This is a genomic window from Nocardia sp. NPDC059154 (assembly GCF_042755705.1).
In the GTDB taxonomy this organism is placed as follows: Bacteria; Actinomycetota; Actinomycetes; order Mycobacteriales; family Mycobacteriaceae; genus Nocardia.
Genome location: NZ_JBHZCS010000002.1, coordinates 259892 through 277719, shown reverse-complemented (window position 1 = coordinate 277719; position 17828 = coordinate 259892). Strand labels below are relative to the sequence as shown.

At 68.5% G+C, this 17828-nt stretch carries 17 protein-coding genes; 4 read left to right on the top strand and 13 right to left on the bottom strand.

Annotation, left to right across the window (positions count from 1 at the left end):
• Positions 1 to 309 precede the first annotated feature (309 nt).
• A complete protein-coding gene (locus ACFXN1_RS03390; protein ID WP_379442876.1) occupies positions 310 to 1398 on the top strand; it encodes an ADP-ribosylglycohydrolase family protein in 1089 nt (362 codons plus the stop codon).
• Positions 1399 to 1846: 448 nt separating this feature from the next.
• Here the strand turns inward: ACFXN1_RS03390 and ACFXN1_RS03385 are convergent, their stop codons facing one another.
• The 7 genes from ACFXN1_RS03385 to ACFXN1_RS03355 are packed head-to-tail and all read right to left on the bottom strand — an operon-like array spanning position 1847 to position 8225.
• Entirely contained in the window at positions 1847 to 2203 is a 357-nt protein-coding gene (locus tag ACFXN1_RS03385; protein WP_379401915.1) for a metal-sulfur cluster assembly factor, read from the bottom strand.
• Between the two features lie 2 nt (positions 2204 to 2205).
• The gene (sufU, locus tag ACFXN1_RS03380; protein WP_379401914.1) at positions 2206 to 2679 is read right to left on the bottom strand and encodes a Fe-S cluster assembly sulfur transfer protein SufU; all 474 of its coding nucleotides are present in this window, start codon (positions 2677 to 2679) and stop codon (positions 2206 to 2208) included.
• A 3-nt stretch (positions 2680 to 2682) separates the two neighbouring features.
• Positions 2683 to 3936: a cysteine desulfurase gene (locus ACFXN1_RS03375; RefSeq protein ID WP_379463475.1), complete on the bottom strand. Its 1254-nt coding sequence runs from the start codon at positions 3934 to 3936 to the stop codon at positions 2683 to 2685.
• A complete protein-coding gene (gene sufC, locus ACFXN1_RS03370) occupies positions 3937 to 4734 on the bottom strand; it encodes a Fe-S cluster assembly ATPase SufC (protein WP_379401912.1) in 798 nt (265 codons plus the stop codon). It lies immediately after the preceding gene.
• A 37-nt stretch (positions 4735 to 4771) separates the two neighbouring features.
• A complete protein-coding gene (gene sufD / locus ACFXN1_RS03365; protein WP_379435997.1) occupies positions 4772 to 5950 on the bottom strand; it encodes a Fe-S cluster assembly protein SufD in 1179 nt (392 codons plus the stop codon).
• Positions 5950 to 7386 (bottom strand): Fe-S cluster assembly protein SufB, encoded by a 1437-nt coding sequence (sufB, locus tag ACFXN1_RS03360; protein ID WP_354846731.1) that lies wholly within the window; start codon positions 7384 to 7386, stop codon positions 5950 to 5952. Before sufB ends, sufD begins: the two co-directional genes overlap by 1 nt.
• On the bottom strand, positions 7383 to 8225 hold the full coding sequence (locus tag ACFXN1_RS03355) for a helix-turn-helix transcriptional regulator (RefSeq protein WP_379390558.1): 843 nt from the start codon (positions 8223 to 8225) through the stop codon (positions 7383 to 7385). Before ACFXN1_RS03355 ends, sufB begins: the two co-directional genes overlap by 4 nt.
• A gap of 131 nt (positions 8226 to 8356) precedes the next feature.
• Here ACFXN1_RS03355 and ACFXN1_RS03350 point away from each other — a divergent pair, with 131 nt between their 5' ends.
• Complete coding sequence (locus ACFXN1_RS03350) at positions 8357 to 9199, top strand: NAD(P)H-binding protein (protein ID WP_379435998.1); 843 nt, start codon at positions 8357 to 8359, stop codon at positions 9197 to 9199.
• Between the two features lie 129 nt (positions 9200 to 9328).
• Positions 9329 to 10336: an LLM class flavin-dependent oxidoreductase gene (locus ACFXN1_RS03345; RefSeq protein ID WP_379436000.1), complete on the top strand. Its 1008-nt coding sequence runs from the start codon at positions 9329 to 9331 to the stop codon at positions 10334 to 10336.
• A 17-nt stretch (positions 10337 to 10353) separates the two neighbouring features.
• On the opposite strand, the gene ACFXN1_RS03340 is transcribed toward ACFXN1_RS03345, so the two are convergent.
• The 5 genes from ACFXN1_RS03340 to ACFXN1_RS03320 all read right to left on the bottom strand — a co-directional run bounded on the left by ACFXN1_RS03340 (position 10354) and on the right by ACFXN1_RS03320 (position 15890).
• The gene (locus ACFXN1_RS03340) at positions 10354 to 11034 is read right to left on the bottom strand and encodes a glycosyltransferase 87 family protein (RefSeq protein WP_379436001.1); all 681 of its coding nucleotides are present in this window, start codon (positions 11032 to 11034) and stop codon (positions 10354 to 10356) included.
• Between the two features lie 560 nt (positions 11035 to 11594).
• On the bottom strand, positions 11595 to 12164 hold the full coding sequence (locus ACFXN1_RS03335) for a peptide deformylase (protein ID WP_379436003.1): 570 nt from the start codon (positions 12162 to 12164) through the stop codon (positions 11595 to 11597).
• A 68-nt stretch (positions 12165 to 12232) separates the two neighbouring features.
• Complete coding sequence (locus ACFXN1_RS03330) at positions 12233 to 13975, bottom strand: pyruvate dehydrogenase (RefSeq protein ID WP_379436005.1); 1743 nt, start codon at positions 13973 to 13975, stop codon at positions 12233 to 12235.
• Positions 13976 to 14091: 116 nt separating this feature from the next.
• On the bottom strand, positions 14092 to 15411 hold the full coding sequence (locus tag ACFXN1_RS03325; RefSeq protein ID WP_379436006.1) for a cryptochrome/photolyase family protein: 1320 nt from the start codon (positions 15409 to 15411) through the stop codon (positions 14092 to 14094).
• A 47-nt stretch (positions 15412 to 15458) separates the two neighbouring features.
• On the bottom strand, positions 15459 to 15890 hold the full coding sequence (locus ACFXN1_RS03320) for a DoxX family protein (RefSeq protein ID WP_379401902.1): 432 nt from the start codon (positions 15888 to 15890) through the stop codon (positions 15459 to 15461).
• 29 nt (positions 15891 to 15919) lie between these two features.
• Between ACFXN1_RS03320 and ACFXN1_RS03315 the strand changes: the two genes are divergently transcribed.
• On the top strand, positions 15920 to 16816 hold the full coding sequence (locus ACFXN1_RS03315) for a sigma-70 family RNA polymerase sigma factor (protein WP_379436008.1): 897 nt from the start codon (positions 15920 to 15922) through the stop codon (positions 16814 to 16816).
• On the opposite strand, the gene ACFXN1_RS03310 is transcribed toward ACFXN1_RS03315, so the two are convergent.
• Entirely contained in the window at positions 16806 to 17825 is a 1020-nt protein-coding gene (locus ACFXN1_RS03310) for a zinc-binding dehydrogenase (protein WP_379436009.1), read from the bottom strand. The two genes, ACFXN1_RS03315 and ACFXN1_RS03310, sit on opposite strands and share 11 nt — an antisense overlap.
• Positions 17826 to 17828: the final 3 nt, after the last annotated feature.

Genomic DNA, 17828 nt, shown 5'->3' with positions numbered 1-17828 from the left:
CTCCGCTTCCGCACCGACGCGTGGCCGCGAGCCGCCCACGCCGACCTCCACGGTAGCGGCAGGTCTGCGGCAAAACCGGCCGGGACAAGCGCGGCCACGCCTTCGCGCCCAGGATCTGGACGGTGCGGCAGGCTTGGTCGACACTACGGTCGGTCAGGACGATCGACGGCCACAGACTCGGAGAGGCTGTCCAGCAACGGGATACGAGCCAGAGGGACCTGCTTGCCGGGCCGCCGCTGCCACGCCCTGCCCGCGACGGATGCGACGCATCGTGACAGCTCTGCGGGCGACGCGCATAGGGTGGGTGGCGTGCAAGATCACGAGAGGCTGTTCGGCCGGGTGCGCGGGGCGTTGCTGGGTGGGGCGATCGGGGACGCGCTGGGGTGGCCGATCGAGTTTCTGTCGCTGCAGCAGATCCGGGGGCGGTACGGGGCGGCGGGGGTCACCGGATTCCTGCCCGGCCCGGATCCGGCCGCGCCACAGCAGATCACCGACGACACTCAGATGACACTGTTCACCGCCGAGGGCCTGCTGCGCTGTCCGCCGGGTGCGGACCCCGCGCCGGTGTTGCGCCGCGCGTACCTGCGGTGGCGGGATACTCAACAGCAAGAGAAGCCTGCGGCCGATGTGGACGGGTGGCTGGCGGGGCACCGATTCCTGTATGCCATGCGGTCTCCGGGCAATGCCTGCCTGACCGGGCTGCGGCGGCAGGCCGAGGGGTTCGTGCCGCCGTTGGAGTTCGGGGAGCCGGGGCCGGTGAATCCGAAGTCGAAGGGGTGCGGGACCGTGATGCGATCGGCGCCGTTCGGGCTGGCCGGATTCGGCGCCGACCGCGCGTTCTATACCGCCATGCGATGCGCCCAGCTAACACATGGCCACCCGACCGGCTACCTCGCGGCGGGCGCCCTCGCCATCTTGATCGACAGCGTCCTGTCCGGAACCGAACTACCGATCGCGGTGCAGGACACCATCTCCCGGCTCGCCCCGATGCCCGCAAGTGCGGAAACGATCACCGCCCTGGCCGCCGCCCTCACCACCGCGCATCTGGGTGACGCCACCCCGGAGCGGCTGGAGCGAATCGGCGCGGGGTGGTGCGCCGAGGAGTGCCTGGCCATCGCCGTGTACTGCGCACTGCACACCTACCGCACCGGCGACATCCGCACCGGGCTCCTGCTGTCGGTCAACCACTCCGGCGACTCCGACTCCACGGGTGCGGTGGCAGGCAACCTCATCGGCGCCATCCACGGCCTCGAGGCCCTGCCCATGGAATGGGTGGCCGCCGTCGAGGGTCGCGACGAATTGTTCCGAGTCGCCGACGATCTCGTCCTCAACTTCTTCTACAACGATCGCACGGCCCTGGCCGACCGCTACCCCCTCGACCGAGGCCTCGACCAATGATCGGGAAGGGCGTCGTCCACGAATTCAGGGCCGCACGAACCGAATCGCCGAATCCCTTCCAGGTCAACGGCATAGGGGCATGATTCCGTAGGACAAGGCTTTCTCCCCCAGTGAAAACGTCGGCGCACCGTAACACGGTGGGCCGACCGTTCTTTCGGTTCGGCGTCACGGCCCGGTAGCCGGACGACTCAGTCGTCCATGCTGCCCGCGGCGCGGAGGCGGGCGGTGATGTGGCGGGCGGATGGCCGGGGCCGGCCCGGTAGCGCGGCGGGTCGAAGCCGGCGGCGGGAGACAGGCCTTTTGCCTCGTCAGGGATCACTCCTTTTCAGGATCCGACTATCGCACAGTGGTTCCGGTCAGCCGAATGAATATGGACTCCAGCCGAAAACAACGATGCGGGCCGATCCGCATCGGATCGGCCCGCATCGTCGGCGGATTGCTGGTCCCGCTAGACCGTGAAGCCGAGGGCGCGCAGCTGTTCGCGGCCGTCGTCGGTGATCTTGTCGGGGCCCCACGGGGGCATCCAGACCCAGTTGATCTGGAGGTCTTCGGCCAGGCCGGAGCGCACGAGGGCGTTGCGGGACTGGTCTTCGATGACGTCGGTCAGCGGGCAGGCCGGGGAGGTCAGGGTCATGTCGAGTTTGGCGATGCCGTCCTCGAAGGCCATGCCGTAGACCAGGCCGAGGTCGACGACATTGATGCCGAGCTCGGGGTCGACGACGTCGCGCATCGCCTCCTCCATGTCCTCGAGGTGCTGGATCTCCTCGGGGGTGAATTCCTTGGCCTGCTGGTCGGTTTCGCTCATCTCTACTCCCCGTTGCCCATCGTCTTCTTGGCTTCCTCGGCCGAGGCTATCCGTACCACGGCATCCTTGAACGCCATCCAGCCCAGCAGCGCGCACTTCACGCGGGCGGGGTACTTGGCGACGCCGACGAACGCGATGCCGTCGCCGATCACCTCTTCGTCGCCCTCGACGGTGCCGCGGCTCGTGACCATCTCGTCGAAGGCCTCGACCACCTTCAGCGCCTGCTGCACCGGCAGGCCGATGACCTGGTCGGTGAGCACCGAGGTGGACGCCTGGCTGATCGAGCAACCCTGGCCGTCGTAGGACACGTCCTTGACGTCGCCGTCGTCGTCGATGTGCACACGCAGCGTCACCTCGTCACCGCAGGTGGGGTTGACGTGGTGCACCTCGGCGCCGAAGGGCTCGCGCAGCCCTCGGTGGTGCGGGTGCTTGTAGTGGTCCAGGATGACTTCCTGGTACATCTGCTCCATGCGCATGTTCTATGCAACTCCGAAGAAGCTCTGGGCCTTCCGCACCGCGGCCACCAGCTGATCGACCTCGTCGAGGGTGTTGTACACCGCGAACGAGGCCCGCGCGGTCGCGGCGATACCGAAGTGCCGGTGCAGCGGCCACGCGCAGTGGTGACCCACGCGGACGGCGACACCCTGGTCGTCGAGGATCTGGCCGACGTCGTGGGCGTGAACACCGTCCACCAGGAACGACACCGCGCCGCCGCGGTTCACGTTCTCGGTCGGGCCGATGATGCGGACGCCGTCGATCTCGCCCAGGCCCTCCAGTGCCGCGCCGATGAGCAAGTGCTCGTGCGCCGCAACGGCTTCCATGCCGACTTCGCTCAGATACCGGACAGCCGCGCCCAATCCGACGACCTGCGAGATCATCTGCGAGCCCGCCTCGAACCGCAGCGGCGGCGGGGCGAAGGTCGAATGATCCATGTACACGGTCTCGATCATGGAACCACCGGTGATGAACGGCGGGGTGTCCTCGAGCAGCTCACGGCGGCCGTACAGGATGCCGACACCCGAGGGGCCCAGCATCTTGTGACCGGAGAAGGCCGCGAAGTCGACGCCCAGCGCCTTGAAGTCCACCGGCATGTGCGGCACCGACTGGCAGGCATCCAGCACCACGATCGCGCCGACTTCCTTTGCGCGGCGCACCAATTCGGCGACATCGGCGACCGCGCCGGTCACGTTCGACTGGTGGGTGAAGGCGACCACCTTGGTGGCGGGCGACAGCTCCAGCGAGTCCAGGTCGATGCGACCCTCGTCGGTGATGCCGTACCACTTCAGCGTCGCACCGGTCCGGCGCGCGAGCTCCTGCCACGGCACGAGATTCGCGTGATGTTCGAGCTCGGTGATGACGATCTCGTCGCCGGGCCCGACGCGGTACGGGAATCGGTCGTCGGAGAAGGCGTAGGCCACCACGTTCAGCGACTCGGTCGCGTTCTTGGTGTACAAGATCTCGTCCGCGCCGACGCCGACGAACGCCGCGATCGCCGCACGCGCCGCCTCGTAGGCCTCATTGGCCTCCTCGGCGAGCTGGTGCGCGCTGCGATGCACGGCCGCGTTGTGTTCGAGCAGGAATTCCCGCTCGGCGTCGAGCACCTGCAGCGGACGTTGCGACGTCGCACCGGAATCCAAGTACGCCAACGGCTTTCCGTCGCGCACGGTCCGGCTCAGGATCGGGAAGTCGGCCCGGATCCTGGCGATGTCGAGAGTCCCCACGGTGCTGGTCATTTAGGCTCCTACGACAGAATCTGATTCGCGGCTCGCCGCGGATGAGGTGAAGCGCACGTAGCCGTTGGCGTCGAGTTCCTCGGCCAGCTCGGAGCCGCCCTCGGCCACGATGCGGCCGTTCACGAACACGTGAACGAAGTCGGGCTGGATGTAGCGCAGGATGCGGGTGTAGTGGGTGATCAGCAGGATGCCGCCGGTCTCCCGCTCCTTGTAACGGTTCACACCCTCGGAAACAATCCGCAGCGCGTCCACGTCCAGACCCGAGTCGGTCTCGTCGAGGATGGCGATCTTCGGCTTGAGCAGGCCCAGCTGCAGGATCTCCTGGCGCTTCTTCTCACCGCCGGAGAAACCCTCGTTGACCGAGCGCTCGCCGAAGGCCGGATCGATGTCCAGCTCGGACATGCCGTCCTTGACTTCCTTCACCCAGGTGCGCAGCTTGGGGGCCTCGCCGCGGACGGCGGTGACGGCGGTGCGCAGGAAGTTCGAGACCGAGACACCCGGGACCTCGACGGGGTACTGCATGGCCAGGAACAGGCCCGCCCGCGCACGCTCGTCGACCGACATCTCCAGCACGTTCTCGCCGTCGAGGGTGATGGTGCCCTGGGTGACGGTGTACTTGGGGTGCCCGGCGATGGCGTAGGACAGGGTCGACTTGCCGGAGCCGTTGGGGCCCATGATCGCGTGGGTCTCACCGGACTTCACGGTCAGGTTGACGCCCTTGAGGATCTTGATGGGCTCGGCGTTCTGGTCCGGGTTGGCGACCTCGACGTGCAGGTCCTTGATTTCCAGGGTGGTCATCGAATTCGAATTCCTTTGCGGGGATGGGAAGTTGGTGTCAGGCGCCGACGGCGGCGAGCTCGGCCTCGATGGCCGCCTCGAGCCGCTCCCGGACCTCGGGGACCGTGATCTTCTGAATGATCTCGAAGAAGAAGCCGCGCACGACCAGACGCCGCGCCGCCTCCTCGCTGATACCGCGCGAGCGCAGGTAGAACAGCTGCTCGTCATCGAAACGCCCAGTGGCCGAAGCATGTCCGGCGCCCACGATCTCGCCGGTCTCGATCTCCAGGTTCGGCACCGAGTCGGCGCGCGCGCCATCGGTGAGCACCAGGTTGCGGTTGGCCTCGTAGGTGTCGGTGCCCTCGGCCGCTGCGCGGATGAGCACGTCGCCCACCCACACGGTGCGCGCGTCCGGCTTGCTGGAGGACGGATCGCCCTGCAGCGCACCCTTGTACAGCACGTTCGACTTGCAGTGGGGCACCCCGTGATCGATCAGCAGGCGCTGTTCGAAGTGCTGGCCGTCATCGGCGAAGTACACGCCGAGCAGCTCGGCGTCGCCGCCCGGACCGTCGTAGCGGACAGTCGCGGTCAGGCGCACCAGATCGCCACCGAGGGTGACATTGGCGTGCCGCAGGGTGGCGTCCCGCCCCAGCTTGGCGTGGTGCGCGGTCGCGTGCACGGCGTCGTCGGCCCAGTCCTGGATGACGGTGACATTCAGCTTGGCGCTGTCGCCGAGCACGAATTCCACGTTCTCCGCGTAGGTTCCGCTGCCGCGCTGATCGACGACCACGTTCGCGTGGGCGAAGTTGCCCAGCCGGATCTGGGTGTGCCCGTAGGCGGTCTTGCCCTCACCCGGACCGGTGATGGTGACGACGACCGGTTCGGCCACTTCGGTTTCCGCGCCGATCGACACGATGGTCGCGTGCTCGAAACCCGAGTACGCCTGCGCGGCAACGCGATCGGTGGGGGTACCGGCGACACCGAGGCGAGCGTCGTCACGGCCGACGGTCTCCACCGTCACGCCCTCGACAGCGTTCGCCTCGACGACGGCCCGGCCGTCGCGAACGGCGGTGCCGTCGTGCAGGCCACGCAGGCGACGCAACGGGGTGAAGCGCCAGACCTCGTCATGCGCGGACGGCACTTCGAAGGCGTTCACGTCGAAGGACGCAAAAACCTCACCCTTGTTGATCGCCGGCACACGGCCCTCGGTGGCAACGGCAACATTCTCGACCGTCATCAGCCGACGGCTCCTTCCATCTGCAGTTCGATCAGGCGGTTCAGCTCCAGGGCATACTCCATCGGGAGCTCCTTGGCGATCGGCTCGACGAAGCCGCGCACGATCATGGCCATGGCCTCGTCCTCGGTGAGGCCGCGGCTCATCAGGTAGAACAGCTGGTCCTCGGACACCTTCGACACCGTGGCCTCGTGGCCCATGGTCACGTCGTCCTCGCGGATGTCGACGTAGGGGTAGGTGTCGGAGCGAGAGACGTTGTCCACCAGCAGCGCATCGCACTTCACGGTCGACTTCGAGCCGTGCGCACCCTTGTTCACCTGAACCAGGCCGCGGTAGGAGGCACGACCGCCACCGCGCGCCACCGACTTGGAGATGATGGTCGAGGAGGTGTGCGGCGCCAGGTGCAGCATCTTCGCGCCGGTGTCCTGGTGCTGGTCCGGACCGGCGAACGCGATGGAGAGCACCTCGCCCTTGGCGTACTCACCGGTCATCCACACGGCCGGGTACTTCATGGTGACCTTGGAGCCGATATTGCCGTCGACCCACTCCATGGTCGCGCCCGCCTCGGCCTTGGCGCGCTTGGTCACCAGGTTGTAGACGTTGTTCGACCAGTTCTGGATGGTGGTGTAGCGGCAGCGGCCGCCCTTCTTCACGATGATCTCGACCACCGCGGAGTGCAGCGAATCCGAGGAGTAGATCGGCGCGGTGCAACCCTCGACGTAGTGGACGTAGGCGTCCTCGTCGACGATGATCAGCGTCCGCTCGAACTGACCCATGTTCTCGGTGTTGATGCGGAAGTACGCCTGCAGCGGGATGTCCACGTGCACGCCCGGCGGCACGTAGATGAACGAGCCACCCGACCACACCGCCGAATTCAGCGCGGAGAACTTGTTGTCACCCGACGGAATGACCGAGCCGAAGTACTTCTGGAAGATCTCCGGGTGCTCCCTGAGACCGGTGTCGGTGTCGAGGAAGATGACGCCCTGCTTCTCCAGGTCCTCACGGATGGAGTGGTAGACGACCTCGGACTCGTACTGCGCGGCGACACCCGCGACCAGCCGCTGCTTCTCCGCCTCCGGGATGCCCAGCTTGTCGTAGGTGTTCTTGATGTCCTCGGGCAGCTCTTCCCAGGACGCGGCCTGCTTCTCGCTCGAGCGCACGAAGTACTTGATGTTGTCGAAGTCGATGCCCCCGAGGTTGGAGCCCCAGCTCGGCATGGGCTTCTTGTCGAAGATGCGCAGTGCCTTGAGGCGGAAGTCGAGCATCCATTCGGGCTCGTCCTTCTTCGCCGAGATGTCGCGTACGACGTCCTCGGACAGGCCGCGCTTGGCACTGGCACCGGCGACATCCTTGTCGGCCCAGCCGTACTCGTACGTGCCCAGGGACGCGATGGTCTCTTCCTGGGACAGCGGCTGCACCTGGTCGGTGGTCGTCGTCATTCGGCACTCCTTCCGGAGTCATCTGTAGAAGTCGTTGCGGGCTGTGCAACGGGGGTCGATGCGGAATTCTTTTGGGCGGTATTCGATATGGGGGGCACTGCGACGAGCGGGACGTGCGTGGTGCAGGCGCAGTCGCCATTGGCGATGGTCGCCAGGCGCTGCACGTGCGTACCGAGAATCTCCCGGAAGGCCTCGAGCTCGGCCGCGCACAGCTCCGGGAACTCCTCGGCGACATGCGAGACCGGGCAGTGGTGCTGGCAGATCTGCACGCCCGCACCGACCTTCCGGGTCGAGGCCGCGAATCCGGCGTCGGTGAACGCGTCCGCGATCTCCTCCGCCTTGGCCTCGGTCTCGGCCGGGGTGTGCTCGGCGAGCGCGCCGACCCCGGACACGATGGTCGCCACCCGCTGGCGCGCGAACTCGGTGATGGCCTGCTCTCCGCCGATCTCCCGCAGCTGCCGCATGGCGGCTCCGGCGAGGTCATCGTAGGCATGCCCCAGGCGGCCACGGCCGGTGGCCGTCAACTGGAACTGCTTGGCGGGACGACCACGCCCCTTCTGCTGCCACGGCGCCGACCGCATCGCGCGGGCCTCGCCCGATTCGATGAGCGCGTCCAGGTGCCGGCGCACGCCCGCCGGGCTCAGGCCCAGGCGTTCGCCGATGGCGGTCGCGGTGATCGGGCCCTCCTCCAGCAGCAGCTTGATGACGGCTTCCCGGGTATGACCCTCACCCGCCGGCACGGGCACGACAACGGACCGGGCACCGTCGTTTTGGTGCCCGGCCTGTTCCGCGTTCCGCAAACCCACGGTTTTCACAACATCAGTGTGACGGAATTCCATCCCTTGTTCCAGTAAGGGTCACCTGACCTGATCTTCGCGACCTGGGGCGATGGGGTCGGGTGTGATCCGAGCCACCATATATATCCCGGCATTTCGGAAATTCGGCCCGGTCATGGTGGGTTTCCGAAGACGTGAACAGTGTGCTCGTGGTGGGTGCGACGGGAAACGTCGGCCGGCAGGTAGTTGCCCAACTGGTCGCGGCAGGGGTCCGGACGCGAGCGCTGGCTCGCGATCCGGAGACCGCCGCCCTGCCGCCGGGAGTCGAGGTGGTGGGCGGGGACCTGGCCGAGCCGGAATCGCTGGCCGCGGCCGCGGACGGGGTCGACTCGGTGTTCCTGGTGTGGCCGTTCCATGGGACGGAGGGCGCGGCGCAGGTGCTGAAGGTGCTCGCCGGGCATGCCCAGCGCGTCGTCTATCTGTCGTCCACGACGGTGAACGACCAGGGGCCGCAATCGGATCTGATTCCGCAGTTGCATGCCGAGATGGAGGCGCTCATCGAGGCCTCGGGGCTGCCGTGGACCGTGCTGCGCGCGGACACCCTCGCTTCCAACGCGCTGGGCTGGTCGGGGCAAATTCGCGCCGGTGACGTGGTGCGCGGGACCGAGGTCGCGCCGAGCGCGGTGGTGCACGAGGGCGATATCGCGGCCGTGGCGGCGCGACTGCTCACCGACCACTCGCACACCTGGCGGAAATACCTGGTGACCGGGCCGCGGGTGGTCGGGCGGGCGGATCAGGTCGCGGCGATCGGCGAGGTACTGGGTCGTTCGCTGCGGTTCGAGGCGCTGCCGCTGGAGGTGGCGCGGGAGTCGATGACCGGGGCCGGACTGCCGGCACGGCTGATCGAATCACTGCTGTCGATGGCCGAATTCCGGCCACGCTCGGATCTGGTCACGACGACGGTGGCCGACCTCACCGGGCGGCCGGCACGGGATGTCCGGGACTGGGCCGCGGAGCACGTGGAGAAATTCCGGTAGCCGACCGGTCGCCCGATGGCCGCTCGAGGAGGCGCGGGCATAAGTTCGATGCCAATCGAATTATCACTGGGTGCGGGTGCTACAGCGCCTGCCGTCCAGACAACGACATCCACGAAAGCCGGTGCCAGCATGCCCTTCGCACTGTCCCTCCTCGACCTGGCGGTGATCGCGCTCGGTCAGACCGCGCGTGACAGCTTCCGGAACAGCGTCGCGCTGGCGCAGGCGGCGGAACGCAGCGGGTACCGGCGGGTCTGGTATGCCGAGCACCACAATATGAAGTCGATCGCGTCCAGCGCGACCAGCGTGCTCATCGGCCACGTGGCCGGGCATACCGAGACCATCCGGCTCGGCGCGGGCGGAATCATGCTGCCGAACCACTCGCCGCTGGTGATCGCCGAGCAGTTCGGCACCCTCGAATCGCTGTACCCGGGTCGCATCGACCTGGGGCTGGGTCGCGCGCCGGGCAGCGATCAGGAAACCATGCGGGCGCTGCGGCGTAACCCGTCCTCGGCGGACACCTTCCCGCAGGACGTGCTGGAGTTGCAGGGGTACCTGACCGGGAACTCGCGGATTCCGGGCATTCAGGCGGTGCCGCGCGCGGAAGGCGTTGTGCCGCTCTACATTCTGGGGTCGTCGCTGTTCGGCGCGCAGCTGGCCGCGCACCTGGGCCTGCCCTACGCCTTCGCCTCGCACTTCGCGCCCGACTCGCTGCACGAGGCCGTCCGCGAATACCGCGACCGGTTCCGGCCCTCCGAGCAACTGGCCGAGCCGTATGTCATGGCCGGGGTCAATGTGTTCGCGGCCGAGGATCGCGCGCAGGCCGAGGAGCAGAAGACCATCTCCTACCGGGCGCGCACCCGCGCGTTCATCAAGCGCGGCGCGGCGGGCATGGACTTCTCCGACGAGGAGATCGACGCCTTCCTGGCCTCGCCCAATGGCCGTCACCTGGCCAGGATGACCACGTACACGGCCGTCGGCACACCCGCCGACGTCGTGGCGTACCTGGAGGATTTCGCGGCCGGCATCCAGGCCGACGAACTCATCACGGCGCATCACGCCCAGAACGTCGACGACCGGGTGCGCTCGATCGAGCTGACCGGCGCGGCGATGGAAGCACGCGAATCCGTCACGCGCTGAACGACATCAGCCGACCTCTATGCCGACCCATCGCTCTCCGCCGGAGTATTTCGCCGGAGAGCGACGGCGGTGAGAGCGAAAAGGACCAGGGCAAGCCAGATGAAGGCATTGTGCTCGAAGAGGGCGAAAGGGCCCCGGTTCGGGAAGTCGAAGACACTCTCGCGGTGGACGCCGAACAGGATGAACATACCGCCCGAACAGACGAGGAAGACGGCGAGCAGGCCCGCGACGGTGGGGACGGAGCGGTGGCGATTCGCCAGGTGGGCCAGGTAGATCAGCAGGGGCGCGAGCCAGACCCAGTGGTGGATCCAGCTGTACGGGGAGACGACGGTGCTGGTCAGTACGCCTTTCGCGCGTGACGAATCGGGCAAGGCCATATCGGCCAGGACGAGGAGCAGCAGCAACATGTTGACCTGGCCGAACGCCATGGTCTCGCGGATCGGCTCGCACAACAGCAGCAGCCCGGCAGCGGTCGGTCCCACGATCAGCATGCGACGGTCGCGGCGATAGCCCAGCACCGACAGGGCTGACCACACCGATCCGGTGAGCATGAGCAAATTCGCGAGCCCGCCGACCCAGGTGAACGCCGCTCCGTGCAGTGCCGCCAGGGGCACGAACATCAGCGCCGCGAACGGGGTGTAGACGAACTCCCAAACCCCGCGCGTATGGCCGTGCAGTGGTGTGTCGTAAAGAGACACCGTGCACCACCCGGTCCGCCGCAATCCGATAGGCATCGAGATCGACCAGGTGCAGCGCCATCCGCGGTGCCACGATCGCCAGGTGGAGCCAATACGCCCCGGCCAGCGGGCCCAGCACCGCTACCGGCCACACGACATCCAGGGGAATCGAGTGCCGCTGCGGCGCAGCCTGATTCGCGGCCGCCGCCTGATCGATGGCCAGCAACGGCATGCGCACCCCCATGGTCCCGGGTTTCGATTGCCCGCCCGACCGTAGTGACGGGACCCCCCGACCGCGAGCCCCTATTTACTCCTGCGGCGCAATAGGGTTCGATTCGGCGCGGCCGAATGGTCCTCGCGGCCCGGCGGATCGGCCTCGCCAATTTCACCCTGATCGCCTGGGTGGTGAGTCGCTACGTCGTCGCCTGCGCTGCCCTGCTCACCCTCGCCGGCCATCCGGCCCGCGCCCTCGGCCGCGCGCGTATTCCTCGCCGCCCTGGCCGGATTCGCGCTGTCGGCGATCACCGGGATCGCCCCTGGGTGTCGAGGCCGATGCATTCACCCGGTAGGGATACCGGGACCTAGTCGTGGAACGGGTCGGCGTCCTGGCCGGGCAGCCAGGAGCGGCCCGCTTCGGTCCAGCCATTCGCCTTGATCATCTTCTTGGCGGCGCGCTGATTGCGGCCGATGAGGCGGTCCAGGTACAGATGGCCGAGCAGGTGGTCGGTCTCGTGCTGCAGGCAGCGGGCCAGGTAGCCGGTGCCGGAGACGATGACCGGCTGGTTGTGGACGTCGACGCCCGATACCTCGGCCCAGTCGGCACGCCCGGTCGGGAACCACTCGCCGGGCACCGAGAGGCAGCCCTCGGAGTCATCATCGGGGTGGGGCATGGTCTCCGGGATTTCGGAAGTCTCGATGCTCGGATTGATGACGTACCCGCGCCGGCGGCCGTCGGCGGTCATGAGGTCGTACACGAAAACCGCACGGGGATCGCCGATCTGATTGGCCGCCAGGCCCGCGCCCCGGGCCGCGGTGTTCGTCTCGAACAGGTCCTCGACGAAAGCGGCCAGCTCCGCGTCGAATTCGGTGACGGGCACGGCCGGGGTGGACAGTCTGGGGTCACCGGCGATGAGGATCGGTCGAACAGCCATGCCCCTATTTCTTCCAGAAGCAGGCCGGACGGTTTCCGCCGGGGTCCAGCAGCGGAATTCGCGACCCGCTACAGGCGCGGGATATTGCGCAGGTTGCTGCGGGCCATGTCGAGCATGCGGCCGACGCCGCCGGCCAGCACGATCTTGCCCGCGGCCAGGGCGAAACCCTTGACCTGCGCGGCGTCGATGCGGGGCGGGAGGGACAGGGCGTTGGGGTCGGTGACCACGTCCACCAGCATCGGCCCGGGCTCGGCGAACGCCTTGGCCAGCACGGCCCGCGCCTCGGCCGGGTCGGTCGCCCGCAGCGACGGAATGCCCACGGCCGCCGCGATATCGGCGTAGTTCACCGGCTCCTGATCGGTGCCGAAGTCGGGCATGCCGTCGACGAGCATCTCCAGCTTCACCATGCCGAGCGTGGAATTGTTGAACACCACGATCTTCACCGGCAGCCGGTGCCGCCAGACGGTGAGCAGCTCACCCATGAGCATGGCCAGACCGCCGTCTCCCGACAGCGAGATCACCTGCCGGCCCGGGTAGGCCGTCTGGGCGCCGATGGCGTGCGGGACGGCGTTGGCCATGGTGCCGTGCCGCCACGAGCCGATGATGCGGCGGCGGCCGTTCGGGGTGATGTACCGCGCCGCCCAGACATTGCACATGCCGGTGTCGACGGTGAAAACCGCGTCGTCGTCGGCGATTTCGTCGATGAGCGAGGCGACATACTCGGGGTGGATGGGCGTGTGGTGGTCGATATCGCGGGTGTAGGCGTCCACCACGTTCTCCAGCGCGGAGGCGTGCCGGCGGAGCATGTCGTCGAGGAAGGCGCGGCTCGGATTCTGGTGCAGCAGCGGCAGCACGGCGTCGATGGTGGCGGCCACATCGCCATTGACGGCGATATCGACCGCGGCGCGGCGCCCGATGCGGGACGGGTCGCGGTCGATCTGGGCGATCCGGCCGTTCTGCGGCAGGAAGGTGTCGTAGGGGAAGTCGGTGCCGAGCAACAAGAGCAGGTCGGCTTCGTTGGTCGCCTCATAGGCGGCGCCGTAGCCGAGCAGGCCGCTCATGCCGACGTCGTACGGGTTGTCGAACTGGATCCACTCCTTGCCGCCGAGCGCGTGGCCGATCGGGGCGTGCAGTCGCTCGGCCAGGCTCATGACCTGGGCGTGTGCGCCGCGCACGCCCGCGCCCGCGAACAGGGCCACCGTGTCGGCGTCATTGAGCGCCTCCGCGAGGCGGTCCACCTGGGCGGCGGGCGGGACCACGGTCGGCGCTTCGGACACCAGATCCGACTGCCAGCCGCGGTTCTCGGCCTCCGCGCTGAGCACGTCACCGGGGACCACCAGCACCGAGACGCCGTGCCGGCCGAGTGCGGTCTGCATGGCGATGTAGGCGAGCCGCGGCATCTGCTCGGGGGTGCCGACCATCTCACAGAAGTGGCTGCACTCCACGAAGAGTCGCTCGGGGTGGGTTTCCTGGAAGAAGCCGGTGCCGATCTCACGGCTGGGAATGTGCGAGGCGATAGCCAGCACCGAGGCGCCATTGCGATGTGCGTCGTAGAGCCCCTGGATCAGGTGGGTGTTGCCGGGTCCGCAACTGGCCGCGCAGACCGCGAGCCGGCCGGTGAGCACCGATTCCGCGCCGGCCGCGAAGGCGGCGCTCTCCTCGTTGTGGCAATGCACCCAGTCGATGCCCTCGGTCCGGCGCACCGCGTCGACGAAGGGGTTCAAACTATCCCCCACCAGTCCGTACACCCGTTGGACCCCGGCGACGACGAGGGCGTAGACCAACTGGCTGGCGACCGAATTCCGACCCATGATCGCTCCGTTCGCAGTGTCGAGACCGAGCATGACCGGAGGCCACCGATGCACTCTACCGAAATCGGACAGTCAAGATTGCCGCATCGTTGCCGTGCCGCGAATCGGGCCGGCGATCACATGCCGTTGAACTCCACCAGCGGAGCCGGGTAGCCGGGCACGGGAGGTGTTGCACGCCAAGGCTTGTGGATGCGCGCACCGGGAAGATGCGCGAGCTCGGGGAGCCAGCGACGGACGTACTCGCCGTCGGGATCGAACCGCTCGGCCTGGCGGATGGGGTTGAGGACCCGGTTCGGGCGGGTGTCGGTGCCCGTGCCCGCGGCCCACTGCCAGTTCATCTGATTGTTGGCGATATCGCCGTCGACCAGCCAGGTCAGGAAGTGCGCCGCGCCGAGGCGCCAGTCCACGCCCAGCGACTTGGTGAGGAAGCTCGCGACCAGCAGCCTGGCGCGACCGGGCATCCAGCCCTCGGCCAGCAGCTGCCGCATGGCCGCGTCGATGACCGGGTAGCCGGTGCGTCCGTCCCGCCAGGCCGCGAAGGCGTGCGGGTCGTCGCGCGGGGAAGTGGGGCGCGGGCGGAAGTCGGTGTGGGCGAGGTCCGGCCGGGCCGCGAGGATCTGGTGGTGGAAATCGCGCCAGGCCAGCTGACGGGCGAAGGCCTCGCCGCCGGGGGTGGCGAGATCGGTGCGGCGGACCACCTCGACCGGGGACAGACAGCCGAAGTGGAGGTAGGGCGACAGGCCGGAGGTGGCGCCGGCCAGCATGTCACTGTCGGTGTGGTAGTGGTCCACTGGCCCGGAGAGCCAGTCGCGCAACAGTTTCCGGCCGGTGCGCTCGCCACCCACCGACAGGTGCGGGGAGGTCGGCTCGGCGCACAGATCCGCATAGGTGGGCACCGGCTCGCCGCCGATGTCCGGGCCCGCGAGTTGTCGTGGCCGCGGGGCCTGCGGCCGCAGCGGGGTGTCGAGCCAGCGACGGAAATACGGTGTGAAGACCGCGAAATGGTCGCGGCCGGTGGCCGGACGCAGCTCCGACGGGTCGACCACGGTCACCGATGCGGGATGGGCCACCAGCCGGCACCCCGACTCGCCCGCGCGAACGCGCAACTCCCGCTCACGGTTTCGGCTGTACCGGCTGACATCGGCGGCCACCTGCACACTCGTCGCGCCGGTTTCGGCGATCACCCGGGCCACCTCGTCGGCGACCGGGCCCCGGCGGATCACCAATGGTGTGCCGAGCCCGCGCAATTCGGCGTCGAGGTCCGCGAGCGCCGCCGTCAGGAAGCGGAGCCGGTTGGGCGCGACCGGGTTTCGCTCGATGATCCCGGGGTCCAGCACGAACAGCGGCACCACCGCCCCGCCCGCGGCGGCCGCCGCCAGCACCGGATTGTCGTGCACCCGCAGGTCACGGGTGAACAGGGCGATCGCCACCTGCATCGAGCACTCGCTTTCGGATCGATCGGGTCGAACGGGAACGCGGTGTTCTACGGGAGATTCCGCCGGAAACCTATCAGCTGGTCCCGGACCTTCCGCCCGGCCGGGCGCGTCGCCCACGAGACGACCGTGAGCACGAGCAGCAGCGCGAGCACGGCCACCTCGCCGCGGGCATAGCCGACCGTCAGGTGCGAGACGATGCCGCCGCTGTCGACGAAGACGACGCCCGCGTAGGCCCACTCCTTGACCAGGGGAAATCCCGGCATCAGGAGCGCGAGCGCGCCGAGCAGCTTCCAGACGCCCAGCAGGACCAGGAAGTAGGTCGGATAGCCCAGGTGCACGATGGTGTCGCGGGCCTGCGAGTAGCGGGTGATGTCCCACCAGCCGCCGACCACCAGTTCCGCCGCGACCAGCACGGTGGCGGTCCAATAGAGCACCGAGCGGTCGAGAGCTTTTCGTGTGACGATGGTTTGTGTAGTCATGACACCGTGACGTTCGGCGAGCGCGAAATATGTCGGACAGCGACTCGGGATTCCCGGTAGAACGTTTCGAACAGCGGCGCGCCAGACTGAACGCGCTGGCATTCCGGCTGCTCGGCGCGTCCAGCGAGACCGAGGACGCGGTCCAGGAGACGTGGATGCGGTTGCACTGCACCGACATCGACGGCATCCGGAATCTGGACGGCTGGCTGACCACCACGCTGTCCCGGATCTGTCTGGACCGGCTGCGCGCCCGCCGGACCAACCCCGAACGCCCGCTGGGCGACGTCGTGCCCGGACCGCTCCCCTCCGTGGCGACCGCCGGTGAGCCCGAGGAACAGGCAGTACTGACCGACGAACTGGAACGGGCGGTCCTGGTGCTGTTGCGGCGGCTGCCACCGGCCGAACAGGTCGCCTTCGTCCTGCACGACATGTTCGCGGTGCCGTTCTACGAGGTCGCCGACATCCTGCAGCGGTCCCCGAACGCGGCCCGGCTGCTGGCCAGCCGCGCCCGGCATCGGGTGATCGACGGCTCCGACGAGCTCCGGCCGGGCGCGCTGCGGGAACGCCGTGTCGTGCGGGCGTTCCTGGCAGCGGTCCGGGCCGGAGACAACGCCGCGGTGCTGGCGGTCCTGGCCGCCGACATGACGGTGTCCGCGGACCGGACCGCCGCGCCGGGGCCGGTGCCGGTCACCGCGCGGGGCGCGCCGATCGTGGCGCGGCTGGCGGCCGGGTTCGCGGCGCGCGCCGACTTCTCGGCGATGGTCCTGGTCGACGGGCGGCCGGGAGCACTGGTGGCCGGCCGCGACGAACCACCGGCGGTCATGGCGTTCACCGTCGAGGGCGAGTGCATCGTCCGGATCGACGTGCTCGCCGACCCGGAAACGCTGGCGCGACTACCACTCTCGGTATCCGGCTTCAGCGCGTAGCGACGAGTTTGACCGGCGCCTCGAGCAGCGCGTCGATCGAATCCTCCCAGGCCACGGTGCGGGTGGTCACCGCACTCGGATCGAAACGCCCGGCCGCCACCAGGTCGAGAATGTGCGGGATGGACGGGCGGGCGTGCGCCCGGCCGGTGTGGAAAGTGCAGCAGCGCGAATACATTTCGAGCATGGGCAGGGCGACATCCTGGGTCTGGACGCTGACGCTGGTACAGAAGCCATCATTGGCCGTGGCACGGATGGCGGCCACCAGGGCTGTGGAGCCGCCCGCGGCTTCGACGGTGACCGGGAACCGGCCGACCCGGTCGGTCGGCCTGCCCTCGACGGGCTCCGCGCCGAGTTCGGCTGCGATGGCGAGCCTTTCGAGGTCGGTGTCGAGGTAGACGGCCCGGGCGCAGCCGAGCGCCACCGCAAGACCGGCCGCATACAGGCCGATGGACGGTGCGGCCGGACCGCTCAGGACCAGAACTTCGGCGCCGGGGCGGGCGGCGAGTTGCGGGGCGACCGATCGGTAGGCGTCGGCGATATTGTCGCTGGCACTGGCGACCGCCGCCGGATCCACTCCGGCGGGCAACGGGACCAGCATGGCGTCGGCGTGCGGGACGGCGACCAGGTCCGACCACAGCCCGCCCCAGCTCAGCCCGCCCATCGGGCCGAGGCCGTAGCTGGACATGAACGGGTGGGTAGTGCAGTTGCCGGTATGGCCGCGGCGGCAGGAATCGCAGGCGCCACAGGAGATCTGGAACGGGACCACCACCCTGTCGCCAGGGCGGACGGTGGTGACGTCGTCGCCGACGGCCACCACCTCCGCCACCCCCTCGTGGCCGAAGGGGTAGGGGCCCGCCAGGGGGAACCGGCCCTGCAGGATCGCGGGGTCGATATCGCAGGTGGCCACGGCGATGGGGCGGACCAGGGCCTGATCAGGGGCATCGAGGGTGGGTTCGGCGGCGTCTTCCCAACGCAGTGCGTGCGGGCCGTCGAGCACGAGTCGCTTCATGGA

Coding starts and splice junctions, on each gene's coding strand:
- ACFXN1_RS03385 (WP_379401915.1), bottom strand. CDS start 2,203: ATGAGCGAAACCGACCAGCAGGCCAAGGAATTCACCCCCGAGGAGATC.
- sufU (WP_379401914.1), bottom strand. CDS start 2,679: ATGCGCATGGAGCAGATGTACCAGGAAGTCATCCTGGACCACTACAAG.
- ACFXN1_RS03375 (WP_379463475.1), bottom strand. CDS start 3,936: ATGACCAGCACCGTGGGGACTCTCGACATCGCCAGGATCCGGGCCGAC.
- sufC (WP_379401912.1), bottom strand. CDS start 4,734: ATGACCACCCTGGAAATCAAGGACCTGCACGTCGAGGTCGCCAACCCG.
- sufD (WP_379435997.1), bottom strand. CDS start 5,950: ATGACGGTCGAGAATGTTGCCGTTGCCACCGAGGGCCGTGTGCCGGCG.
- sufB (WP_354846731.1), bottom strand. CDS start 7,386: ATGACGACGACCACCGACCAGGTGCAGCCGCTGTCCCAGGAAGAGACC.
- ACFXN1_RS03355 (WP_379390558.1), bottom strand. CDS start 8,225: ATGGAATTCCGTCACACTGATGTTGTGAAAACCGTGGGTTTGCGGAAC.
- ACFXN1_RS03345 (WP_379436000.1), top strand. CDS start 9,329: ATGCCCTTCGCACTGTCCCTCCTCGACCTGGCGGTGATCGCGCTCGGT.
- ACFXN1_RS03335 (WP_379436003.1), bottom strand. CDS start 12,164: ATGGCTGTTCGACCGATCCTCATCGCCGGTGACCCCAGACTGTCCACC.
- ACFXN1_RS03330 (WP_379436005.1), bottom strand. CDS start 13,975: ATGGGTCGGAATTCGGTCGCCAGCCAGTTGGTCTACGCCCTCGTCGTC.
- ACFXN1_RS03325 (WP_379436006.1), bottom strand. CDS start 15,411: ATGCAGGTGGCGATCGCCCTGTTCACCCGTGACCTGCGGGTGCACGAC.
- ACFXN1_RS03320 (WP_379401902.1), bottom strand. CDS start 15,890: ATGACTACACAAACCATCGTCACACGAAAAGCTCTCGACCGCTCGGTG.
- ACFXN1_RS03315 (WP_379436008.1), top strand. CDS start 15,920: ATGTCGGACAGCGACTCGGGATTCCCGGTAGAACGTTTCGAACAGCGG.
- ACFXN1_RS03310 (WP_379436009.1), bottom strand. CDS start 17,825: ATGAAGCGACTCGTGCTCGACGGCCCGCACGCACTGCGTTGGGAAGAC.